Annotated in this window: 19 protein-coding genes; 10 read left to right on the top strand and 9 right to left on the bottom strand. The window is 75.5% G+C overall.

The window, feature by feature from the left end:
* Positions 1–39 precede the first annotated feature (39 nt).
* A complete protein-coding gene (gene lysX, locus ACH4PU_RS21715) occupies positions 40–3,405 on the bottom strand; it encodes a bifunctional lysylphosphatidylglycerol synthetase/lysine--tRNA ligase LysX (protein WP_398274333.1) in 3,366 nt (1,121 codons plus the stop codon).
* Positions 3,406–3,615: 210 nt separating this feature from the next.
* Between lysX and ACH4PU_RS21710 the strand changes: the two genes are divergently transcribed.
* Positions 3,616–3,810: a hypothetical protein gene (locus ACH4PU_RS21710; protein WP_004940230.1), complete on the top strand. Its 195-nt coding sequence runs from the start codon at positions 3,616–3,618 to the stop codon at positions 3,808–3,810.
* 92 nt (positions 3,811–3,902) lie between these two features.
* Here the strand turns inward: ACH4PU_RS21710 and ACH4PU_RS21705 are convergent, their stop codons facing one another.
* Positions 3,903–5,153, bottom strand: coding sequence for a phosphodiester glycosidase family protein (locus ACH4PU_RS21705; protein ID WP_398274330.1), 1,251 nt, complete (start codon positions 5,151–5,153; stop codon positions 3,903–3,905).
* A gap of 232 nt (positions 5,154–5,385) precedes the next feature.
* Here ACH4PU_RS21705 and ACH4PU_RS21700 point away from each other — a divergent pair, with 232 nt between their 5' ends.
* Positions 5,386–6,270 (top strand): phosphatidylinositol-specific phospholipase C/glycerophosphodiester phosphodiesterase family protein, encoded by an 885-nt coding sequence (locus ACH4PU_RS21700; RefSeq protein ID WP_398274327.1) that lies wholly within the window; start codon positions 5,386–5,388, stop codon positions 6,268–6,270.
* Here ACH4PU_RS21700 and ACH4PU_RS21695 read toward each other — a convergent pair.
* A complete protein-coding gene (locus ACH4PU_RS21695) occupies positions 6,218–6,712 on the bottom strand; it encodes a hypothetical protein (protein ID WP_398274324.1) in 495 nt (164 codons plus the stop codon). The two genes, ACH4PU_RS21700 and ACH4PU_RS21695, sit on opposite strands and share 53 nt — an antisense overlap.
* Before the next feature lie 155 nt (positions 6,713–6,867).
* Between ACH4PU_RS21695 and ACH4PU_RS21690 the strand changes: the two genes are divergently transcribed.
* Entirely contained in the window at positions 6,868–7,314 is a 447-nt protein-coding gene (locus tag ACH4PU_RS21690; RefSeq protein ID WP_398274321.1) for a hypothetical protein, read from the top strand.
* Positions 7,315–7,523: 209 nt separating this feature from the next.
* The gene (locus tag ACH4PU_RS21685) at positions 7,524–8,039 is read left to right on the top strand and encodes an NUDIX hydrolase (protein ID WP_398274318.1); all 516 of its coding nucleotides are present in this window, start codon (positions 7,524–7,526) and stop codon (positions 8,037–8,039) included.
* Between the two features lie 24 nt (positions 8,040–8,063).
* On the opposite strand, the gene ACH4PU_RS21680 is transcribed toward ACH4PU_RS21685, so the two are convergent.
* The gene (locus tag ACH4PU_RS21680; RefSeq protein WP_398274315.1) at positions 8,064–10,997 is read right to left on the bottom strand and encodes a DEAD/DEAH box helicase; all 2,934 of its coding nucleotides are present in this window, start codon (positions 10,995–10,997) and stop codon (positions 8,064–8,066) included.
* Between the two features lie 259 nt (positions 10,998–11,256).
* On the opposite strand from ACH4PU_RS21680, the gene ACH4PU_RS21675 reads away from it, so the two are divergent.
* Entirely contained in the window at positions 11,257–11,439 is a 183-nt protein-coding gene (locus ACH4PU_RS21675; RefSeq protein WP_398274312.1) for a hypothetical protein, read from the top strand.
* A 424-nt stretch (positions 11,440–11,863) separates the two neighbouring features.
* Here the strand turns inward: ACH4PU_RS21675 and ACH4PU_RS21670 are convergent, their stop codons facing one another.
* Positions 11,864–12,556, bottom strand: a complete 693-nt coding sequence (locus ACH4PU_RS21670; RefSeq protein ID WP_398274309.1) for a type III effector protein — start codon at positions 12,554–12,556, stop codon at positions 11,864–11,866.
* 123 nt (positions 12,557–12,679) lie between these two features.
* Between ACH4PU_RS21670 and ACH4PU_RS21665 the strand changes: the two genes are divergently transcribed.
* The 3 genes from ACH4PU_RS21665 to ACH4PU_RS21655 all read left to right on the top strand — a co-directional run bounded on the left by ACH4PU_RS21665 (position 12,680) and on the right by ACH4PU_RS21655 (position 14,123).
* Positions 12,680–13,114, top strand: a complete 435-nt coding sequence (locus ACH4PU_RS21665) for an Hsp20/alpha crystallin family protein (RefSeq protein WP_398274306.1) — start codon at positions 12,680–12,682, stop codon at positions 13,112–13,114.
* Between the two features lie 101 nt (positions 13,115–13,215).
* On the top strand, positions 13,216–13,605 hold the full coding sequence (locus ACH4PU_RS21660; protein ID WP_398274705.1) for a DUF2267 domain-containing protein: 390 nt from the start codon (positions 13,216–13,218) through the stop codon (positions 13,603–13,605).
* Between the two features lie 122 nt (positions 13,606–13,727).
* Positions 13,728–14,123: a DUF2267 domain-containing protein gene (locus ACH4PU_RS21655; RefSeq protein ID WP_398274303.1), complete on the top strand. Its 396-nt coding sequence runs from the start codon at positions 13,728–13,730 to the stop codon at positions 14,121–14,123.
* 46 nt (positions 14,124–14,169) lie between these two features.
* On the opposite strand, the gene ACH4PU_RS21650 is transcribed toward ACH4PU_RS21655, so the two are convergent.
* The 4 genes from ACH4PU_RS21650 to ACH4PU_RS21635 all read right to left on the bottom strand — a co-directional run bounded on the left by ACH4PU_RS21650 (position 14,170) and on the right by ACH4PU_RS21635 (position 17,956).
* A complete protein-coding gene (locus ACH4PU_RS21650) occupies positions 14,170–15,198 on the bottom strand; it encodes a TolB family protein (RefSeq protein ID WP_398274300.1) in 1,029 nt (342 codons plus the stop codon).
* On the bottom strand, positions 15,195–16,502 hold the full coding sequence (locus tag ACH4PU_RS21645; RefSeq protein ID WP_398274297.1) for an MFS transporter: 1,308 nt from the start codon (positions 16,500–16,502) through the stop codon (positions 15,195–15,197). Before ACH4PU_RS21645 ends, ACH4PU_RS21650 begins: the two co-directional genes overlap by 4 nt.
* Positions 16,503–16,504: 2 nt before the next feature.
* The gene (locus tag ACH4PU_RS21640; RefSeq protein WP_398274294.1) at positions 16,505–17,386 is read right to left on the bottom strand and encodes an alkaline phosphatase family protein; all 882 of its coding nucleotides are present in this window, start codon (positions 17,384–17,386) and stop codon (positions 16,505–16,507) included.
* 267 nt (positions 17,387–17,653) lie between these two features.
* A complete protein-coding gene (locus tag ACH4PU_RS21635) occupies positions 17,654–17,956 on the bottom strand; it encodes a hypothetical protein (protein WP_185942933.1) in 303 nt (100 codons plus the stop codon).
* Between the two features lie 243 nt (positions 17,957–18,199).
* Here ACH4PU_RS21635 and ACH4PU_RS21630 point away from each other — a divergent pair, with 243 nt between their 5' ends.
* Both ACH4PU_RS21630 and ACH4PU_RS21625 read left to right on the top strand, forming a co-directional pair.
* Positions 18,200–19,033, top strand: a complete 834-nt coding sequence (locus ACH4PU_RS21630) for an alpha/beta fold hydrolase (protein WP_398274702.1) — start codon at positions 18,200–18,202, stop codon at positions 19,031–19,033.
* Positions 19,034–19,141: 108 nt separating this feature from the next.
* Positions 19,142–19,615, top strand: a complete 474-nt coding sequence (locus ACH4PU_RS21625) for a roadblock/LC7 domain-containing protein (protein ID WP_398274291.1) — start codon at positions 19,142–19,144, stop codon at positions 19,613–19,615.
* Positions 19,616–19,725 lie beyond the last annotated feature (110 nt).

Raw genomic sequence — 19,725 nt, 5'->3', positions numbered from 1 at the left:
GGGCCCCGCTCACCCAGGCCCGCTCACCCGGGCCCCCGCTCACCGGTGCCGCACCAGCGGGAACGGCAGTGTCTCCCGGATCGACGGCCCCGTCAGGAACATCACCAGCCGGTCCACCCCGATCCCCAGCCCGCCCGTCGGCGGCATCGCGTACTCCAGGGCGCGCAGGAAGTCCTCGTCCAGTTCCATCGCCTCGGGATCGCCGCCGGCCGCCAGCAGTGACTGCGCGGTCAGGCGGTTGCGTTGCTCCACCGGATCCGTCAACTCGGAGTAGGCCGTGCCTAGTTCGGTGCCGAAGGCGACCAGGTCCCAGCGTTCGGCGAGCCGCGGGTCCGCGCGGTGGGGACGGGTGAGGGGGGAGACGTCGGTGGGGAAGTCCTTGTAGAAGACCGGCAGGGTGGTCCGCTCCTCGACCAGCCGCTCGTACATCTCCAGGACGACGTCCCCGCGCCCCTGTTCCGGCCGGTGCGGCACCCCCGCCGCGTCGCAGTGCCGCCGCAGCTCCGCCTCGGGGGTGTCCGCGGACACCTCCTCGCCGAGGGCCTCCGAGAGCGCGCCGTACACCGTCCGCACCGGCCACACCCCGGAGATGTCGTGCCGGACGGTCTTCCCGGACTCCTCGGTGCGCACGGCCACCGCCGTGCCGTGCGCCGCGACCGCCGCCTCCTGGATCAGCTCCCGCGTCAGGTCCAGCATCACGTCGTAGTCGGCGAACGCCTGGTACGCCTCCAGCATGGTGAACTCGGGGTTGTGCTTGTAGGAGACGCCCTCGTTGCGGAAGGTGCGGCCCAGCTCGAAGACCTTCTCCAGGCCGCCCACGCACAGCCGCTTCAGGTAGAGCTCGGGGGCGATGCGCAGGTACAGGTCCAGGTCGTAGGCGTTGATGTGGGTGGTGAACGGGCGGGCGTTCGCGCCGCCGTGCACCTGCTGGAGCATGGGCGTCTCCACCTCCAGGTAGCCCCGCTCCAGCAGCCCCGCGCGCAGCGCCTGTACGGCCGCGCTGCGTGCCCGTACCGTGCGCCGGGCGTCCGGCGACACGGCGAGGTCCACGTAGCGCATCCGCACCCGGGCCTCCGGGTCGCTGAGGCCGTGCCGCTTGTCGGGCAGCGGGCGCAGGCACTTGGCGATCAGCCGGGCCCGGGTGACGAAGAGGGTGAGCTCGCCGCGGTCGGTGGTGCCGATCTCGCCCTCCGCCTCGATGTGGTCGCCGAGGTCGAGCCGGGCGAAGCGGCGCAGCAGCTCCGGACCCGAGCCGTCCCGGGTGACGGTGAGCTGGAGGTCGCCGGACCAGTCGCGGAGCACGGCGAAGGCGATTCCGCCGTGGTTGCGCAGGAGCATCACGCGGCCCGCCACGGCCGCCCGTTCCCCGGTGCGCGCGCCGGGCGCGAGCCCCGCGTGCGCCGCGTGGACGGCGGCGGCCGTGTGCGTCCGGTGGGCGTCCGGCGGGTACGGGTCGACGCCCTCCCGGCGGAGCCGCTCCAGCTTGCGGCGGCGCACCCGCACCTGCTCGGGCAGCCGCTCCAGCTCGTCCAGGACCAGGTCGCCGCCGGCCTCCGGGCCGAGGCCCAGTTCGGACAGCGGCGGCAGCCCGGCCGTCGACGCCGGGCTGGCCATGCCGCGCGCCCGTCCCCGGCCCCACAGCTGCCCCAGGCTGGGCACCGAGACGAAGCCCTCGGCGATGCCCGAGGCCAGCCCGATCCGGGCGAGGGCGCCGGCGTCCGCGTAGCAGAGGAAGCGCGGATGCCACTCGGGGTTGTACTTGACGTTCGACCGGTAGAGCGCTTCGAGCTGCCACCACTTGGAGAAGAACAGCAGCAGCCTGCGCCACAGCCGGAGCACCGGCCCCGCGCCGATCCGGGCGCCCTCCTCGAACGCCGAGCGGAACACGGCGAAGTTGAGGGAGATCCGCTTGATCCCGAACCGGCCGGCCTGCGCGCACAGCCGCGCCACCATGAACTCCATGACGCCGTTGGGCGCCGCCCGGTCGCGCCGCATCACGTCGAGGGAGACCCCGTCCCGCCCCCAGGGCACGAAGGACAGCAGGGCGATCATCCGCCCCTCGCTGTCGAACGCCTCGACCAGCAGGCAGTCCCCGTCCGCCGGGTCGCCCAGCCGCCCCAGGGCCATCGAGAAGCCGCGCTCGGTCTCGGTGTCCCGCCAGGCGTCCGCGCGCCGGATGACCTCGCGCATCTCCTCGTCGGAGAGCGTGGCGTGCCGCCGTACGCGGACGGACGCGCCGGTGCGCTCCACCCGGTTGACGGCCTGCCGGGTCACCCGCATCTCCCGGCCCTCCAGGTCGAACGAGGCCACTTGGAGGATCGCCTCGTCGCCGAGCTGGAGGGCGCCCAGGCCGGAGCGGGCGTACGCCTGGGCGCCCTCCTCCCCGGCGCCCATCACCGCCGGCTGCCACCCGTACCGTCCGGCCAGCTCCAGCCAGGCGTCGATGGCCGGAGTCCACGCCTCCGGATCGCCCAGCGGGTCGCCGGAGGCCAGGCAGACGCCCGCCTCCACCCGGTAGGTGACGGCGGCCTTGCCGCTGGGGGAGAAGACGACGGCCTTGTCCCGGCGCGTCGCGAAGTAGCCCAGCGAGTCCCGGCCGCCGTACCGGGCGAGCAGGGCGCGGATGCGCGGCTCCTCGTCGCCGTGCAGCGCGGCCTCGAGGCGCTGCGAGCGGAACAGCGTCATCGTCGCGTTGAGCAGCGCCAGCGCGCCGAACAGGCCGAGCAGGAAGTACACCGGGTGCGGCGGGTGCCCGGCGAAGTGCCGGTTGCTGACCAGCCCGCCGCACACCTTGTTGGCCACGAACAGCAGCCGGTTCCCGCCGCCGCGCTCCAGCGACCCGGGGAACAGCTCCACCAGCCCCCAGCCCACCAGCGTGCCCACCGCGAGCCCGGCCACCAGCACCAGCAAGGCCCGGACGAACGCGCCCCGGCGCACCTGCGCGTAGAACTCGCGGCGCGCCAGGACGAGCAGGGCCATCGCGGCCAGCGACAGGACCAGCGACGGGACCGTGTCCCAGTAGCCGACGGCGAGCAGCAGCGCGTCCGCCAGCACCAGCAGCGTCAGATAGGCGAGGACGAACCAGAGCGCGGGCCGCTTGCGGGCGGCCGTCGCGGTGGCGAGCAGCAGCAGGAACACCGCGTACGCCAGGTTGGGCGCCGTGGGCACGGTGAGGGTGTCCAGGGCGTTCGTCAGCGGGTGCGCCGCGCGCCGCAGCGGGGGGATCAGCGAGGTGAGCGCGCAGAACACGCCGAGCAGGCCGAAGAAGAGGGCGAAGCCGCCCGGCACCCGGCGCAGCGGGTGGCCGGGAGCCGGTCCGGCTTCCTCCGCGCCCCGCCCGCCGGCGTCGCGCGCCGGTTCCTGCTCCACCGCGGTGCGCCCGCGCTCCCGGACTGTGCGGCTCATTCCGTCAGCCTAGGCAGGCCCGGGGCCGCACGCCCGTCGAACACCCCTGGAACGTAGACACGGGACGTCACCCGTCCCGTGGCGTGGCTCGGACCACCCACTGACCCGATCGGGAGTTTGTCACCCGAAGGGAGGACATGTGCCATGCCAGGGCACATGGCGCGATACGCGAGACTTGCGGACGACCGAAGCTCCGCCGAGGAGGCAACCATGGCCGTTTCCATCTCCGTGATCCTGCTTCTCGTGATTCTGGCCGTGGTGTTCCTGCGCAACGGGGGCCTGCGGGCGTCCCACGCGCTGGTGTGCGTCCTGCTCGGGTTCATGCTGGCGAGCACCAGCATCGCCCCGACGATCTCGCACGGCATCACCGCGACCGCCGACCTGGTCGCCAGCGTGCGGCCCTGACTCCGGGTGGCGGGGCAGCGTCGCATCGGCGCTGCACCGCGGTACCGAGGCGCCGTCCGGTGTGGACGGCGCCTCGGTGCTGCTCCGGGGGCTTATCCGACGAAGACACCGATCCCGTTCGGCACCGCCCGCTCCGCCCCGCCCGACGGGTGGTTGCGCACCGCCGCGCGCCCCCCGGAGCCCCGGGTGACCAGGGTGCTCGACCCGCCGCCGTCCAGGTTGAACGCGTCGACCGCGCCCAGCTTCCGCAGGGCGGCCGCCAGCTCGGCCAGGGTCAGCCCGGCGCGGTACTCGGCCCGGCCGTCCAGCGCCAGCAGATAGAGGCGCCGGCCGTGGTCGGCCACCCCCGCCGCCGTGCGCACCGCGGCCGTCGTGGCGTCCAGCCCGCCGGGCGCGCGGCCGTCCCGCAGGATCGGGAAGCCGCCCAGCGCGAAGCGCACCGCCCCGGACTCCCGTGAGCGCAGCCGCTTCGACACCTCCACCCGGTCGCCGACCTCCAGCCGGTTCAGGTCCCGGGCCCCGCCGTCCCGGCCCAGCAACACCACGGAACCCCGGGGGACCGCGCCCTTGCCGGGCCGGTGGGAGACCGCCGCCACCCGGCCGTTCCGGACCGTGACCTCCGTCGTCGTCCGGCTGCACGGCGCGCCGCGGTCGGTGTCGGTGCCGCAGGTGGCGCGCAGCCGGGACGCCGGGCCCCAGTCCGGGGTGTACGCGCCGACGCCGCCGACCGGCAGCGCGTACTGGTTGAAGCCGCTCAGCTCCAGCTCGTCGCCCCCGGACCGGACCACCCCCTCGAACCGCAGCCGGTCCAGGCGCGCCACCCGGTCGGTGCCCACCGCGAGGACGTCCTCGGTGGTGACCCCGCGCGGCATCGCCGGGCCGAAGCGCTGGCCGTCCGGGACCGCGGACTTCAGCGCCCGGCCGCCGGCCACGGCGGGGCCCACGGGCGCGCCGGTCGCGTCGACTCCGGGATGCTGCTCCTCCGCGATGTTGAAGAAGTCCCCGTTCACCCCGCCGACGGCGCCCTGCCGGTCCGCCAGCCGGGAGACGCCGTCCCGCGCCCCGACCACCCCCGGGTAGAGCAGGTCGACGGAGACCCGCCTCTCCCGCAGGTCCACGGTCAGCAGGTGCCCGTGCGCGGGCCCGTGACTTCCCCTCAGCGAGAACTCCCGGTAGCCCACGCCGGGCGCCACCGCCGCCGGAGCGCCCAGCGACAGGGCGTCCGGCGCGCCGCTCCCTCCGTCAGGCCCGGCCCACGCGGTGGCCCCGCCGGCCCCCGCGACCAGGGACACCCATGCCACCAGCCCCGTCAGCACCGCGCGCACGCGGCATCCGCGTCTCATCACCGTCACCCCTGAAGACCCGTCGACTGCACCACACCACAAGGGGCCCTATCCCTGCCCCGGAAGAACGGCGGCGAAAGCACCGGCGTCGAACCCGGCAACTCTCGGCACGTCCCTGCCGAACAGCCCTTCGGGCCCCGATACTTCACTGACAGCAACACGCGCAGCACAGGCGTATCCCGCGCACGGTCCGCGTGCGCGTTCCCCGAACTCCCGCTCCCCTGGAGGGACCGTGACCCCGTCCGTCTCCGGCCGCCCCGGACCGTCGCGCCACACCCGCCGCGCCGTCGTCGTCACCCTGGGCGCCGCCCTCGCGGGCACCGTCGCCCCACCCGCCCTCGCCGGCACCGCGCGCGGCAGACACACCCCGCCGCCCCTGCGCCGCGCGCACGCCCACAACGACTACGAGCACCCGCACCCCCTCGCCGACGCCCTCTCCCACGGCTTCGGCAGCGTCGAGGCCGACATCTGGCTCGTCGGCGACAAGCTCCTCGTCGCCCACGACCCCGCCGGCCTCGACCCCCGCCGCACCCTCGCCGCGCTCTACCTCGACCCGCTGCTGCGCCGCGTCCGGGCCAACGGCGGGCGGGTGTACCGGGGTTACGACACGTCGCTGCAACTGCTGATCGACATCAAGTCCGCGGGCGACGCCACGTACCGCGCCCTGTCGCGGGAACTGCACCGCTACCGGGAGATGCTCGCCGGCTGCGCGGACGGCCGGGTGCGGCCCGGCGCGGTGACGGCCGTGGTCTCCGGCGACCGCGCGGCCCGCGGGCCGATGGAGGCGGAACGGGTGCGGTACGCCTTCTACGACGGGCGGTTGACGGACCTCGGTACCGCGGCGCCCGCCTCGTTCCTCCCGCTCGTCAGCGACAACTGGGGGCAGAACTTCCGCTGGCAGGGGGTGGGGCCGATGCCCGCCGAGGAACGGGCGACGCTGCGGAGGATCGTCCGGCGGGCGCACGCCGAGCATCGGCGGGTGCGGTTCTGGGCGACGCCCGACCTGCCCGGTCCGGCGCGGGAAGCGGTGTGGCGGGAGCTGCTGGCGGCCGGCGTCGACCACCTCAACACGGACGATCTGGCGGGTCTGGAGGCGTTCCTCCGCGCAGCTCGCTGAGCACGTGGCGGAACGCCTCCGCCGGCACCCGGGGCAGCAGCAGGGCCACGGCGTGGAGGAGCTTGCCGAGCAGGAACGTGGTGTCGGGCGTGGTCCGGACGAGCTCGCGGACCGCGTCCGGGTCCTCCCGCCACACCGATTCCAGCAGCAACGCGACATCGGGCGCCGCCTCCTCGTCCGTCCGGACCCAGCCGGGCTCGTCCGGCGACCGGCCGGCGAGGTGCCGCAGCACCCGGTCGGCGACGCCGGGCTGGTACACCTTGCGGACCGCCTCGTTGGCGATCCAGACGAGGGCCGCGACGAGGTACCGGGCCTCGTCCGCCGCCATGTCGCCGGGCAGGCCGTCGTCGAAGGCGCGCTGGTTGCCGTGCCGGAAGGCCAGCAGGAGGCGGGCGGCCCGCGCCTTCGCCGCTGAGACATTCTGGTGCATATCGACCGTCATCCGGAAAATCGTACGGTCGGATCGTCGGTACGGTGGGCTCCGCCACGCGGGCCCGGGCCTGCGCCGTATGACGGAATGTCATGCTCCCGCGCGGACCGTGTGACAGTCCTGTCACCCCCGGGTGGCGGTGGCGCCCGGCGGAGGACGCTGGACGCATGACCACCCCGCCCCAGCCGCCCCGCGACCGCCCGCCTCCCGGTGCGTTCGGCCCCGCGCCGCCGGGGTGGCCGCCGTCGGGGCCGGGGGGCGGCGAGGGCGGCGGCCCGCGCCGGCGGTGGCTCGTCGTCGGCGTGCTCGTCGGACTGCTGGTGGGCGGCGTCGGCCTCACGGTCGCCCTGGTCTCGAAGGACGACCGCGACCACCCCGCACCGGACGCCACCCCGACGGCCCGCGCCTCCGCGCTCCCCTCCCTGCCCGGGGACCTCCCGACCGCCCTCCCGAGCCGGCTGCCCACGAGCCTCCCGTCCGGCCTGCTGCCCTCGGGCTTCCCCACGGAACTCCCCACCGCCTTCCCGACCCGGCTCCCTCGCCTGCCCACCGCGCTCCCGACGGCCCTGCCGACCGGGCTGCCCGGCGGGGTGTCGGCGGTGGGCGTCCGCTGAGCCCGCCGCTCCCGGCCGCTCGGGGGCACACGGAGCGGCGCGCGCCCCGCCGGCCGTCGGCGGCGCATCACACACACCGGTCCCTGCGAACGGCCGCGCCCCTCGCCGTCCGCCGTTACCGTGGGCGCGGACCCGGTCCGCCGGCCGCCCCGACCGGGACGGAGACGAGGGCGACGGAACCGTGACCGGACGACGGGAGGGGCGGACGGATGGGAACGGCGGAACGCACCGGGGGGCCGGCGGCCGGCCCGGACTACAGGGCGCGGTTCGGGGCCGGCGCATGGGGGGTGATCCGCCGGGACGACGGCCGTGTGCTCCTGCTGCTCCACGCCCGCGCGGGCGTGTGGACCCTGCCCGGCGGCCGCGTGGAGCCGGGGGAGACGCCCAAGGAGGCGGCGGTGCGGGAAGTGTGGGAGGAGACGGGTCTCCGTGGTACGGCCGGACGGTTGCTGCTCGTCCGGCACGCGCGGCCCGGCACCTGGTTCGGCCCGCTGCGGCGGACCTCCGACGCCCTCCACTTCGTGTTCGCCATGGACGTGCCCGCCGAGCGGCTCGCCGGCCTCCGCCTGCAGGAGGACGAGGCCCTGGACGCCCTGTGGTGGGCTCCGGGCGAGCCGGTGGACGGTACGGGGACGCCGGTCCCCGCACTCGTCACGGCCGCCGTCGAGGCGGCGGCCCTGCGGCCGGAGGGCGCCGTGTACCTGGAGGACGACGAGGTCAGATGACGGCTCCGGGGCCCTGAAGGCGCGTCAGGGGTGCCGGCTCCGCAGGCTCACCAGGTCCGCCAGTTCCGCGTCGGTCAGTTCCGTCAGCGGGGTCACCCCGTCGGCTCCGGCCGTCAGTACGGCGTCGGCCAGGGCCTGTTTGCGGCGCAGCAGTTCCGCGATGCGGTCCTCGACGGTGCCTTCGGTGACCAGCCGGTGCACGCGGACGGGACGGGTCTGGCCGATGCGGTGGGCGCGGTCGGTGGCCTGGGCCTCGACGGCGGGGTTCCACCAGCGGTCGAAGTGCACGACGTGCTCGGCGCGGGTGAGGTTCAGACCCGTGCCGGCGGCCCGCAACGACAGGAGCAGTACCGGTAGTTCGCCGCTCTGGAAGCGCCGGACGAGCTCGTCCCGGCCGGCCACGGGAGTGCCGCCGTGCAGAAGGCGCGCGGGCACGCCGCGGTCGGCGAGATGCCGTTCGAGGAGGCGGGCCATCCGTACGTACTGGGTGAAGACCAGGACGCTCGCGCCGTCGGCGAGGGCGGAGTCGAGCAGGCCGTCCAGCAGCTCCAGCTTGCCCGAGCGGCCCGCGAGGCGCGGTGCTGCGTACTCTTCGTCCCCTTCGTTCTCGTTGTCCTCCTTGAGGAACTGGGCCGGGTGGTTGCAGATCTGCTTCAGGCTCGTCAGGAGCCTGACGACCAGCCCGCGCCGCCGGAGGCCGTCCGCCTCCGTGATCTCGGCGAGCCGTTCGCGCACCACGGCCTCGTACAGCCCGGCCTGTTCGGGCGTCAGCGGTGCGACGCGGTCGGTCTCCGCCTTGGGCGGGAGCTCGGGCGCGATGCCCGGGTCGGACTTGCGGCGGCGCAGCAGGAACGGGCGGACGAGCGCGGCGAGGCGCCGGGCCGCGTCCGGGTCGGTGCCGGACTCGACGGCCCGGGCGTGGCGCCGGCGGAACGCGTCCAGCGGGCCGAGGAGGCCCGGCGTCGTCCAGTCGAGGATGGCCCAGAGCTCGGTGAGGTCGTTCTCCACGGGCGTGCCGGTGAGCGCGACGCGCGCCTGCCCGGGGACGGCGCGCAGCCGGCGGGCGGTGGCGGAGTGCGGGTTCTTGACGTGCTGGGCCTCGTCGGCGACCACCAGGCCCCACTCGGTGCCCTGGAGGTCGTCGCCCTTGAGGCCGTCGGCGGACCGCCGCACCGTGCCGTACGTCGTGAGCACGAACTCGTCGGCCGACAGACTGGCCAGGGAGCGGGACGTGCCGTGGAAGCGGCGGACGGGAATACCGGGGGCGAAACGTTCGATCTCCCGCTGCCAGTTGCCCAGGACGGAGGCCGGGCAGACGACGAGCGTCGGGCCCGCCGTCCCGGACCGGGCGCGGCGGCGCAGGTGCAGGGCGATGAGGGTGACGGTCTTGCCCAGCCCCATGTCGTCGGCCAGGCAGCAGCCGAGACCGAGCGAGGTCATGCGGTCCAGCCAGGCGAGGCCGTGGAGCTGGTGGTCGCGCAGGGTGGCGGCGAGGCCGGCGGGATGGGGCACCGGCTCCCGGACGGCGCCGGGGTCGGCGATCAGGTCCCGGAGGGCCGCCAGCCTGCCCACCGGGCGGACCTCCACCGTCTCGTCGGGGTCCTCTCCGGCCGCGGCCCGGCCGGTGAGGGCGATGCCCAGGGCCTCGACCGGGGTGACCGTGCGCGAGCGCCGCTCGCGGGCGCGGCGGACGGCGGCCGGGTCGACCAGCACCCACCCTTCCCGCAGCCGCACCACCGGGCGGCGGGCCTCGGCGAGCCGGTCGAGGTCGGCGCGGCTCAGCTCCGCGCCGGCGAGGGCGTGACGCCAGCGGAACTCCAGCAGGGCGCCGGAGGAGAAGGCGGGCGGCCCGGCCGGGCGCCGGTCCGGGAGGGACGGTCCGGCGGTGCTCCCGGTTCTCCCGGTGTCCTTTGCGCTGCCGGTGACGCCGGTGACGCCGGTGGCGTCCTCGGGGTTCTCCGGGGGGCCGACGACGGCGTGCGCGGTGAGGGTGCGGGCGAGTTCGCGCGGCCAGTGCACCTCGACGCCGACGGCGTCCAGCGCCGTGGCGGCGGGGCCCAGGAGTTCGACGGTCTCCGCGTCGGTCAGGTCGAGGGCGTCGGGTGCGGCGGCCGAGAGCAGCGGCTTCAGGGCGGGCCAGGCGCGGGCGGCGCGGCGGAGGGCGAGCCGGGCGCCGGCCCGGGCGCCCGGGCCGTGCGGGGACGCGGCCGGAGGCGCGCCGGACCACACTTCGGCAGCGTCGGCGACCAGCGCCGGGTCGGCGAGGTCGTGCACCTGGAGGACGGCCCGGAGGCGCGGGCCGGAGTCGCGGTCACCGGTCGCCGTCAGGCCGTGGGCCTCGACGCGGAGGGAGAGCCGGACGGGCGTGGCGGCGGCCTCCGGCGCGGGCTCCTGCGCGGGCTCCTGCGCGGGCTCCGGGCTCGGTGGGCCGGAAGCCGGCCGGTGACGCGATGTGGGTACGGCGGCGGGGGAGCGGGGCAGGCCGTCGGCGACGGCGCCGAGGAAGGCGAGGACCAGCCGCTCCGGTTCGGGCGCGGGGAACGGGCCCGCGGCGGGCGGCATCGCGGCCGCCAGGTCGCGGACGCGCCGGAGGTCCTCGGGTGCGAGGGGCGCGGTGTCGCCCGTCCCCGGGAACAGGCGCCCGCGCGCCGCCAGTTGCAGGGCGAGGACGGCGGCGGCGCCCCAGAAGGCGGCTGCCCCGCCGGCGTCGGCCGCGCGGGCGCGGGTGAGGGCGGGCAGGGCGGCGCGCACGGGCAGGACCAGGGCGCTCACCTCCGCCGGGGCCGCACCGGCACCGACGGTGATCGCCTCCACGGGCCCGCGCGCCTCGGGCGCCGTCCCGTCCGGCCGCCAGAAGGCCACGCGGCCCGCGCCGGGCGGCTCGGCGGGCAGGAAGGCGGCAGAGCAGCGGGCGAGGAGGGCGGCCTCGGCGGCCGTCGGGGCGGGCGGTGGGGTCACGGAGCGGTGCGTTCCTCGGGGCTGGGCGTTGCGGTGCGGGCGGGGGCCGCCGAGGGTACAGGGCGGGCGGCCGGGCCCGTCGGCGCAGGCGCCGGATCGCCGGGCCGGGAGCACACTGGAGGCGGGAACCGGGCGCGGACGCCGGGCGTTGTGCGGGCGACGTGGAAAGACGTGGAAACCGGTCGGAGCGCGAGGCTGGAGCGTCGGTTCGGGGCACGGGTCCGAGAGCGTGGGTCCGAGAGCGCGAGGAGGCACGGAGATGAGCCGCAGGGCGAAGGTCGCCGCCGGTGGCGTGGCGGTGGGAGCGCTCCTCCTGCTGGTGCTGCCCTTCTGGCTGGCGGTACTGGTGATGGTGGGCGTGCCGGTCGGCGCGTACCTCCTGCTCGACCCCGCGCAGCGCAAGCGGCTGCGCCGGGTGTCGCGGAAGGAGCTGGGGCGCTAGCGGGGGCCGTCCGGCGGGTCTTCGGGGAGCGGCGAGCCGCGTCCGGCGGGTGCGATCGCGCGCGGAAGGCCGCCCCTGTACCGGGCGCCTCCGACCGCGCCTGACGAGGCGGTTGAGGATGCCGGCCCGCCGGGCGTTGGGACCCGCTGCCCGCTGCCCGCTGCCCGCTGCCCGCTGCCCGCTGCCCGCTGCCCGCCGGGCGTCGGGAGCCCGTGCCTGACGGGTGTGGGGGTCGGCGCCTGCCGGGCGTCGGGAGCCCGTGCCTGCCAGACGTGGGGAGTCGGGGCCTGCCAGGTGGTGGGAGCCCGCGGAGATCCGCCCAACGGGCCCCGGAGCCGGTGGGTCCGGTGGCTCTCCGAGCCGCCCGGCCAGGCGCGAGTGCTCACGCGCACGCCGGCCGCCGTCTCGGCGGTGACGAGCCCCGTCAGTCCGGCTGCCGGCGGCGTACATCGCTGTCCTGGCGCAGCCGGTTCGTGTGCCGGGCGACCGCGTCCACGCGCGCGGCGAGATCCGGGTGGTCCGCGCGCAGATGCGGACGGGTGTCGGCCAGGGGCCCGACGAGGTGGGCCGCGTCGTCCTGGGCCAGGGCGCGGGACAGGTGGTCTATGGGGGCGGCGGCCTCGGCGGGGAGGCCGGGCAGGGACGTGATCTGGCCGGCGAGCCGCCGCAGGTCGGCCGCGTTGTCACGGGCCCAGGCGGTGATGGTGCGCTCGGCCGCGCGGCGGTCGCGGGTGGCCTTCACCCGTTCCTCGCCGGTGGCCCCCGTGACGTCGGGGCGGAGCCGCAGATAGCGGCGCTCGGCCGCCTGGCGGCTGGTCACGCCGAGCGGGCGGGCGAGCTCGGCCCAGCTGGCGCCCGCGTCCCGGGCCGCTTCGATGAGGCCGGGCTCCCATTCGGCGAGCTGGTGGCGTACCTCGCGCAGTAGCAGGAGCGTGGCCAGGGCCTGTTCCACACGGGTCGCCCCGGCGGTCGGATCGTCCGCGCCCCCGTCCTCCCGCGCCGCCGCTCCGGCGCCGCGCACGGCCCGGTCGATGGTGCTGAGGGCCGCGGCGGCGGCCAGGAGCGAGGCCGGCCCGGGGGCCGGGGACGCTTCGGGGCGGTCGGCTGGTTCGGACACTGGGTCTCCCTCCGGATGTCACCCTTGCGACGACATCTCGGTTGTCATCGTTCCGATGACATGCTACAACGGAAACAGGTGAAGCGCATTGGCGAGTGCCCGAACCAGTGGAGGTGTTTCCCGATGTTGATGCGCACCGACCCGTTCCGCGAGCTCGACCGGCTCACCCAGCAGCTCCTGGGGACGTCCGGTACGTGGTCGAGGCCGTCCCCGATGCCGATGGACGCCTACCGCGAGGGCGACGACTACGTGATCGCGCTGGACCTCCCCGGCGTCTCCACGGACGCCATCGACATCGACGTCGAGCGGAACATGCTGACCGTCAAGGCCGAACGGCGGCCGGTAGTGAAGGCGGACTCCGTGCAGATGGAGCTCTCCGAGCGGCCGCTGGGCGTCTTCTCCCGCCAGCTGATGCTCGCCGACACGCTCGACACCGAGCGCATCAAGGCCGACTACGAGGCGGGCGTGCTGACCCTGCGCATTCCGATCGCCGAGCGCGCCAAGCCCCGCAAGATCACCATCTCCGGCGGGGAGCAGCCCAAGCAGATCAGCGGCTGAACGCGGATCAGCGGCTGAACCGGAAGCACCGCGTACAGCGCGCGGCGGGCGGGGCCGACCCGCCCGCCGGGCGCGCACCCGAGGAGGCGGCGGTGACGCACATGAGGAACGACGCGTTCCTGGAGGCGGTCCGGGAACGGGGCGCGTACGCGTCGCGGCAGGAGGCGGACCGGGCGGCCCGGGTCGTCCTCGCACTGCTCGGCGCGCACCTCGTGGGGGAGGAACGGAACCGGCTGGCCGCCAGGCTGCCCGAGACCTACGCCCTGATCCTCCTCAACCCGCTGCCGGCCGCCGAACCGCTGAGCGCGGAGCGGTTCGTCCGGGCGGCGGCGGCCTGGATCGAGGGGGCGACCGAGGAGACGGCCCTGTGGGACACCGGCGCCGTGCTCAGCGTGGTGGCCGAGGCCGTCGACGCCGATCTGATGCGGCGGGTCCTGCTACAGCTCCCGCCGGGTTACGACCTCCTCTTCGGCCGCCCGGGGGAGGTGTGACCGCCCGACCGCCGGACCGCCCGGGGTGGTGCCGCCACCGGGCCCCGATCGTGAGCAGGACCGTGAGCAGCACTGTGGACAGGACCGTGAACAGGACCGCGAGCAGGAAGGAATCGGAACGCATGACCTGGCACGACCTCGTGCGGCGGATACGCGCCGCCGGCCGGTACGCCACCGACGAGGAGGCGGAGGACGTCCTGCGGGCCGTCCTGGCCGTCCTGGGCGGGCACGTCACCGGTGAGGAACGCTGCGAACTCGCGGCGCTCCTGCCCCCCGAGGCCGGCGCGGTCCTGGCGGGCAGCATCCCGCTCACCCAGCCGCTGACCGCCCCCGGGTTCGTCGAGGCCGTCGCCGCCGCCCTCGACACCGCGCCGCCGTCCGCCCGGTGGGCCACCGGAACCGTCCTCACCGAACTCGCCGGGACGGCCGGGGAGGAGCTCACCGGCCGCATCCTCGCCCAACTGCCCCGGGGCTACGCCCTCCTCTTCGGCCGCGTCGAACTGGCGCCCGCGGCCTGAGCGTTGCCCGGAGGCCCGAAGAGGAGCGTCCCCTCCCGCGCCCGTGTCACCCCCGCGGCGCCGGCGTGAACGCCGGTGCCAGGGCCGCCTCCATCAGCGTCCGCGGCCGTCCGGACCCGTCGGCCGGCACCGTCCACAGGTCGGAGCCGTAGTCGCCGGGCAGCGAGTACACGAGGGTGTGCCCGTCCCGCCAGACGGCCTGATCGTCGATGTTCCGCCTTTCTGCCGTCGCGGTCTCCCGCAAGGTGCGCAGATCGAGTACGTAGAGCCGCCAGGGCGCGTCCGACGACGCACCCGCGACGCGCTTCTTGTAGGCGACGCGGGTGCCGTCGGGGGAGAGTGACGGGCACTCCACGTTGGTGTGCAGGGAGCGCAGGGTCTTCGCCGCGCGGTCGCCGCGGACGAGGTGGGTCCGGCCGCCGGTGGCGACCGTGGCGTAGAAGTGGTCGTCGTCGGCGAAGGTGACGCCCCAGACGTTGAGGTCGGCCGCCCGGTGCTCCCTGCCGTCCACGAGGAAACGGTACGTCTCCAGACTGCGGTCCAGGCTCCCCGACCGGAGGTCCAGGACCGACGTACGGGTCGAGAAGGAGCTGCCGGCGTACGAGTCGCCGCTGACGAAGACCGTCCACGCCACGACCCGCCCGCCGGGCGCCACCCGGGCCCGGCTGGGGACGCCCGCCAGGGCGTACCGCCGGACCTCCCGCAGGCGCGCGTCCAGCACGACGGCGCGGTAGCCGTCCCGGAGCGCCCCGCGCACCGCCTGGAGGCAGATGCCGGTGCCCGCGTCGGAGTGGAACCGCAGGCACCGCACGCCCGAGGCGGTGCGTGGACCGGACGGGTCCGCCTCGGCCACCGAGGTGAGCTCGTCCCGGTGCGGCCCCCACGCCATGTTCCGGAACACCGCGCGGCCCGGCGTCCCGAGGACCACCTCACCGGAGCGCACCTCGGGGCCGCCGGCCTGGACGCGGTCCTTCTCCGCGGCGCGGTCCGCCGCGTGCAGGGTCGCGCCGAGGGCCACACCGCCCAGGAGGAGAACCGCGACGAACAGCACGACGATCCGGTGTGCGCGCCTCAACGGACTCCCTCCCGCGTGCGATTGAGGCCGTCCGGCGCGCCGGCACGCAGCAGGCGCGCGCTCGCCAGCGCCGAGACGGCCAGCCCGACGGCCGCCAGGCCCAGCGCCGTACGGTCACCCCAGGCGGTCCAGGCCGCGCCGAACGCGATCGAGCAGACGAACCGGGCCCCCGCCTGACCGGTCTGCACCACGGCCAGACCGCTGCCGCGCACCGCCTCGGGCACGGCGTCGGCCGTCGCCGCCGCGAGGACACCGTCCGTGGCCGCGTAGAAGGAGCCGTGCAGCACGAGCACCGCCCCGGCGAGCGCGGGGGAGTCCCCGAGCGGCGCGACGAGCAGCACATACGCACCCAGCAGCGCCAGATGGCCGCAGAGGAAGCACAGCCGGCGACCGAATCGGTCGGCCAGGATGCCCACCGGAACCGCCAGCAGCAGGAAGGCCGCCGCCGTGCCCAGCGGCAGCAGCGGGAACCAGGACTCCGACAGGTCCAGACGGCGTTGCAGCGTCAGATAGAGGAACGAGTCGCTGACCGTCGTCAGCCCCAACAGCGCCGCGCACAACGCCAGTCGGCGGACCGCAGACCGTTGCAGCAGCGCACGCACCGGCGTGCGGGGTGCCCTGCGCGCCGTACGGTCGGACGCCCGCTCCGGCGTACCGGAGCGTCCCGGGACGAACAGCAGCAGGACGAGCACTCCGAGAGCCGCTGTGCACCCGCTCACGGTGAACACCGCGTCGTAACCGCCGGCCGCGACCCGGAGGATGAGGAACGCCGCCACCGGGCCGAGCAGCGCGCCGGCCGTGTCCATCGCCCGGTGCGCGCCGAACGCCCGCCCCCGCCCGGCCGGTTCGCAGGCCAGCGAGATCATGGCGTCGCGCGGCGCCGTGCGCAGCCCCTTGCCGGTACGGTCGGCGGCGAGGACCGCGCCGATCAGCGGCACGGTGTGCGCCACGAGCAGCAGGGGCTTGCAGAGCGCCGACAGGCCGTAGCCGGCGGCGGCCACGGCCTTGGGCCCCGCGCCCCGGTCGGCGAGGCCGCCGCCGAGGAGCCGGACGAGGGCGCTGACCCCGTTGTAGACGCCGTCCAGGAGGCCGAACCCGAGCGGGGAGAGCCCCAGTCCGGCCACGAGGTAGAGCGGCAGGACGGCGGTGACCATCTCCGAGGAGACGTCGGTGATCAGGCTGACGGTCCCCAGCACGAGCACCGTGCCGGGGACGGCGGCGTACCGCCGTCCCCGGCCGGGGCGTTCGGGCGGATCGGCGGACGCGGTGCTCGCCGGGGACGTACGGCTGTCCGCGAGGTACACGGTCAGCTGTTCCAGACGCCGGTGATGTCCTGGCCGCTCGCCGCGTTCCCGGCGTGCGCGGTTCCGTACATGTCCTCGATCGTGCGCAGCACGTCGTAGTGGTTGTACGTGGTCGCGGACGTGGAACCCGCCTTGACCGGCTGGCCGTAGAGGACGGTCGGGATCCGGTTGCCGCTCAGCCGGTTGTCCTCGTCGAACGTGACCAGCAGCAGGCTGTTGTGGGTCTTCGCCCAGTCCGCGTAGCTCTTGAGGTTCTTCTTGAGCCAGGTGTCACCGGTGGACACCGAGCAGTCGTGCATGTCGCTGCACATGTTCGGGACCACGAAGGACACCGTCGGCAGCTGGGTGTAGTCCTTCGGGAAGGCGTCGAAGGTGTGCGCGGTGCTGGTGGGCACGTTGCCGAAGCCGAACCACGGGTTGTGCTTCTGCCGGTACCGGCCGCTCGAGCAGGTGGTGGAGCCCTCGGCGGGCAGCGACTCGTTGTAACTGGCCCAGCTTCTGTCCTTGTCGGTCAGTTCGGTGGCCAGGTTGGGCGCGTCGCTGAAGCCGACGTCCACACAGCTGTCGTCGGTGACGCCCTGGGTGTCCCCGGAGAAGAGGGCGTAGTAGTTGGGCTGGCTGGGGTGGGTCTCGGCGTAGGAGGCGGTGAGATTGGCGCCGCCCGCCGCCAGGGAGCTGATGTAGGGGGCGGAGGAGGAGCCGATGACCTGGTCGTACGCGTGGTTCTCGAACACCACGACCACGACGTGGTCCGGTGTGGGGACCGCCGCCGTGGTGGACGCGGAGGAGGTGGACGACCAGAGGCCGAGGGAGCCGGCGGCCAGCCCGAGGGCGGCGGCGAGGGCGCCGAGGTGACGTCTGCGGGGGCGTGGGGGGAGGGGCACGGGGGCCTCCGGTGAGGGGGTGGGGAGCGCCGCGGTGGTGACGCGGGGAAGGGGGTGCGTCGGCAGCGTAGGGCGGGTCTGTGGCATGTACACGTCTTCCCGGTGACGCTCCGGGGAACGGTCGCCGGGGTGGGGGTGACGGCGTACGGCCGTCGGGTCGTCGGGGCGTCGGGCTGGGATCGCCGAAGGCCGTCGTGAACTGTCGGAACCTTCCGTGCCGTTCGAGGGTCGCCGGGCGTCGGGGAGGTGGCCGCCGGGCGTCGGGGATCAGGCGGCCGGGAGGCCGAGCAGGCTCCGCGCCACGTGCTGCGGCGACGTGCCGCGCTCCCGCGCGAGCGCGACGAGGGCGCGGCAGGCGAGCTCGTTCACTCCGAAGCTGAGCGCCTCGGGGGAGACCCAGCGCGCTGCCTCGGCGCTCCGGTCGGGATCGTTCTCGGCGCAGGCCGCGACGTAGACGGCCGCGGCCTCGAACAGATTGTGCTGCCGCTCCGGCGGGCGCGGCGGGGGCGCGCCCCCGTCCTGTCCTGCCGGCCGTAAGTGCCTGCGAAACCTTTCGAGCACGCGGATCACCTGCCCCCATGAGCGGCTCTTCCTGCGGTTGTGCAAGTGTGCCCGGTTCACGGGGTGTTGAACCCGTGGGCAGGGGAGGGGGATCCGCTGGGGCGCCGGGCGAGCGTTCACCGTCGCCCCGTGCGCCCGTCGGCGGAGGCGTAAGACGGATGCGAGATATGTCGAATCGATCTATTCTCTTGGCCGTCACCGCCGGACGGTGGCCATGGGACGACGACAAGGGGAGATGAGCGGGGCATGGCGATGCGGGAGACGGAGTTCACCTCCGGCGGGGCGCGGATCCGGTGGACCGAGGCGCGGGGGGACGGCGCGCCGCTGGTGTACGTCCACGGGCTCGGCGCCGCCTCCGCCGCGTACCACGCCCACATCGCCGCGCACCCGGCCCTCGGCGGCCGGCGCTCCCTCTTCGTCGACCTGCCCGGCCACGGGACGAGCGACCGGCCCGCCGACTTCGGCTACACCCTGGAGGAGCACGCCGACGCGCTTGGTGCCGTCCTGGACGTGGTGGGGGCCGGCGGTGCCGAACTCGTCGCGCACAGCATGGGCGGAGCGGTCGCCGTCGTCCTCGCCCACCGCCGGCCCGGCCTGGTCTCGCGCCTCGTCCTCGCCGAGGCCAACCTCGACCCGGACCCGCCCGCGACCGCCGGGAGCAGCGGCATCGCGCGCTACACCGAGGAAACGTTCGTGCGGGGCGGCGGTTTCGAGGAGACGCTGGACCGGGTGGGGAGCGCGTGGGCGGCGACGATGCGCCTGGCCGATCCGACGGCGCTGCACCGCAGCGCCACCTGGCTGGTCCGCGGCACGCGGCCGACGATGCGGGCGATGCTGACCGGTCTGCGGATCCCCCGGGTCTACCTGCAGGGTGAGTTGAGCGGTGAACTCGCGGGGCGGGAGGGGCTGGAGAGGGCCGGTGTGGTGGTGCGGACCGTTCCGGGCGCCGGTCACGTGATGATGTTCGACAATCCGGACGCCTTCGCGGCGGCGGTCGCCGGGGTTCCGGAGGCCGGACGCGGGGAGGCCGCCGGACGGTCGGCGGTGCTCGCGGGGGCCGCTGACCGGCGCCCCGACCGCGCATAGGTGGCCTCCGGCCGCCGAAATCCGCCCGGGACCGCGTGCTTGCCGACCGCCGACGGGTGAGCGAGGCTTGCACGACACTGCCGGGGAACGCGGAGCGGGAGGCGGCGCATGGGGCTCGGCGAGGGGTTCGGCAAGGGGTTCGAAGCGATACTCGACGACCTGACGCGGCGGGCCGAGGGCATACGGCATGCCCTGGTGCTGTCCAACGACGGTCTGGTGACGGGTGCCAGCGAAGGGCTGACCAGGGAGGACGCCGAGCATCTGGCCGCGGTCGCCTCGGGGCTGCACAGCCTGGCCCAGGGCACCGGGCGGCAGTTCCGGGCGGGCCGGGTGCGGCAGACGATGATCGAGTTCGATGGCGGCGTCCTCTTCGTGACGGCCGCCGGGGACGAGAACTGCCTGTGCGTGCTGGGGAGCGGGGCGGCGGACGTCGGGAGCATCGCCTACGAGATGACCGTGCTGGCCGACCGGGTGGCGGCGCGGGCCGCGGGAGCGGGCGGGGCGTCCGAGGGGCCGGGCAGGGGGCCCGGCCCGGGCGATCCACGGCACGACCCGGGGGAGGGCTGCGGTCGGCCCGGGTGACGGGAGCGAGTTGCGGACCGGTGGGTGCGGGTGAGCCGGGCCGATGGGTACGGAGAGTGAGCCGGCCCGGTGGGTGCGGGGTGGGCGGGCCCGGTGGGTACGGGGGTGAG

The organism is Streptomyces sp. NPDC021100 (assembly GCF_044333095.1).
Classification (GTDB): Bacteria; Actinomycetota; Actinomycetes; order Streptomycetales; family Streptomycetaceae; genus Streptomyces.
Note: the sequence above shows the minus strand (reverse complement) of the source record. Positions and strands in the feature narration are given on the sequence as shown.

Excerpts from the sequence above, each read along its gene's own strand:
- lysX (WP_398274333.1), bottom strand. The coding sequence starts at position 3,405 with ATGAGCCGCACAGTCCGGGAGCGCGGGCGCACCGCGGTGGAGCAGGAA.
- ACH4PU_RS21710 (WP_004940230.1), top strand. The coding sequence starts at position 3,616 with ATGGCCGTTTCCATCTCCGTGATCCTGCTTCTCGTGATTCTGGCCGTG.
- ACH4PU_RS21705 (WP_398274330.1), bottom strand. The coding sequence starts at position 5,153 with ATGAGACGCGGATGCCGCGTGCGCGCGGTGCTGACGGGGCTGGTGGCA.
- ACH4PU_RS21695 (WP_398274324.1), bottom strand. The coding sequence starts at position 6,712 with ATGACGGTCGATATGCACCAGAATGTCTCAGCGGCGAAGGCGCGGGCC.
- ACH4PU_RS21690 (WP_398274321.1), top strand. The coding sequence starts at position 6,868 with ATGACCACCCCGCCCCAGCCGCCCCGCGACCGCCCGCCTCCCGGTGCG.
- ACH4PU_RS21685 (WP_398274318.1), top strand. The coding sequence starts at position 7,524 with ATGGGAACGGCGGAACGCACCGGGGGGCCGGCGGCCGGCCCGGACTAC.
- ACH4PU_RS21675 (WP_398274312.1), top strand. The coding sequence starts at position 11,257 with ATGAGCCGCAGGGCGAAGGTCGCCGCCGGTGGCGTGGCGGTGGGAGCG.
- ACH4PU_RS21665 (WP_398274306.1), top strand. The coding sequence starts at position 12,680 with ATGTTGATGCGCACCGACCCGTTCCGCGAGCTCGACCGGCTCACCCAG.
- ACH4PU_RS21660 (WP_398274705.1), top strand. The coding sequence starts at position 13,216 with ATGAGGAACGACGCGTTCCTGGAGGCGGTCCGGGAACGGGGCGCGTAC.
- ACH4PU_RS21655 (WP_398274303.1), top strand. The coding sequence starts at position 13,728 with ATGACCTGGCACGACCTCGTGCGGCGGATACGCGCCGCCGGCCGGTAC.
- ACH4PU_RS21630 (WP_398274702.1), top strand. The coding sequence starts at position 18,200 with ATGCGGGAGACGGAGTTCACCTCCGGCGGGGCGCGGATCCGGTGGACC.
- ACH4PU_RS21625 (WP_398274291.1), top strand. The coding sequence starts at position 19,142 with ATGGGGCTCGGCGAGGGGTTCGGCAAGGGGTTCGAAGCGATACTCGAC.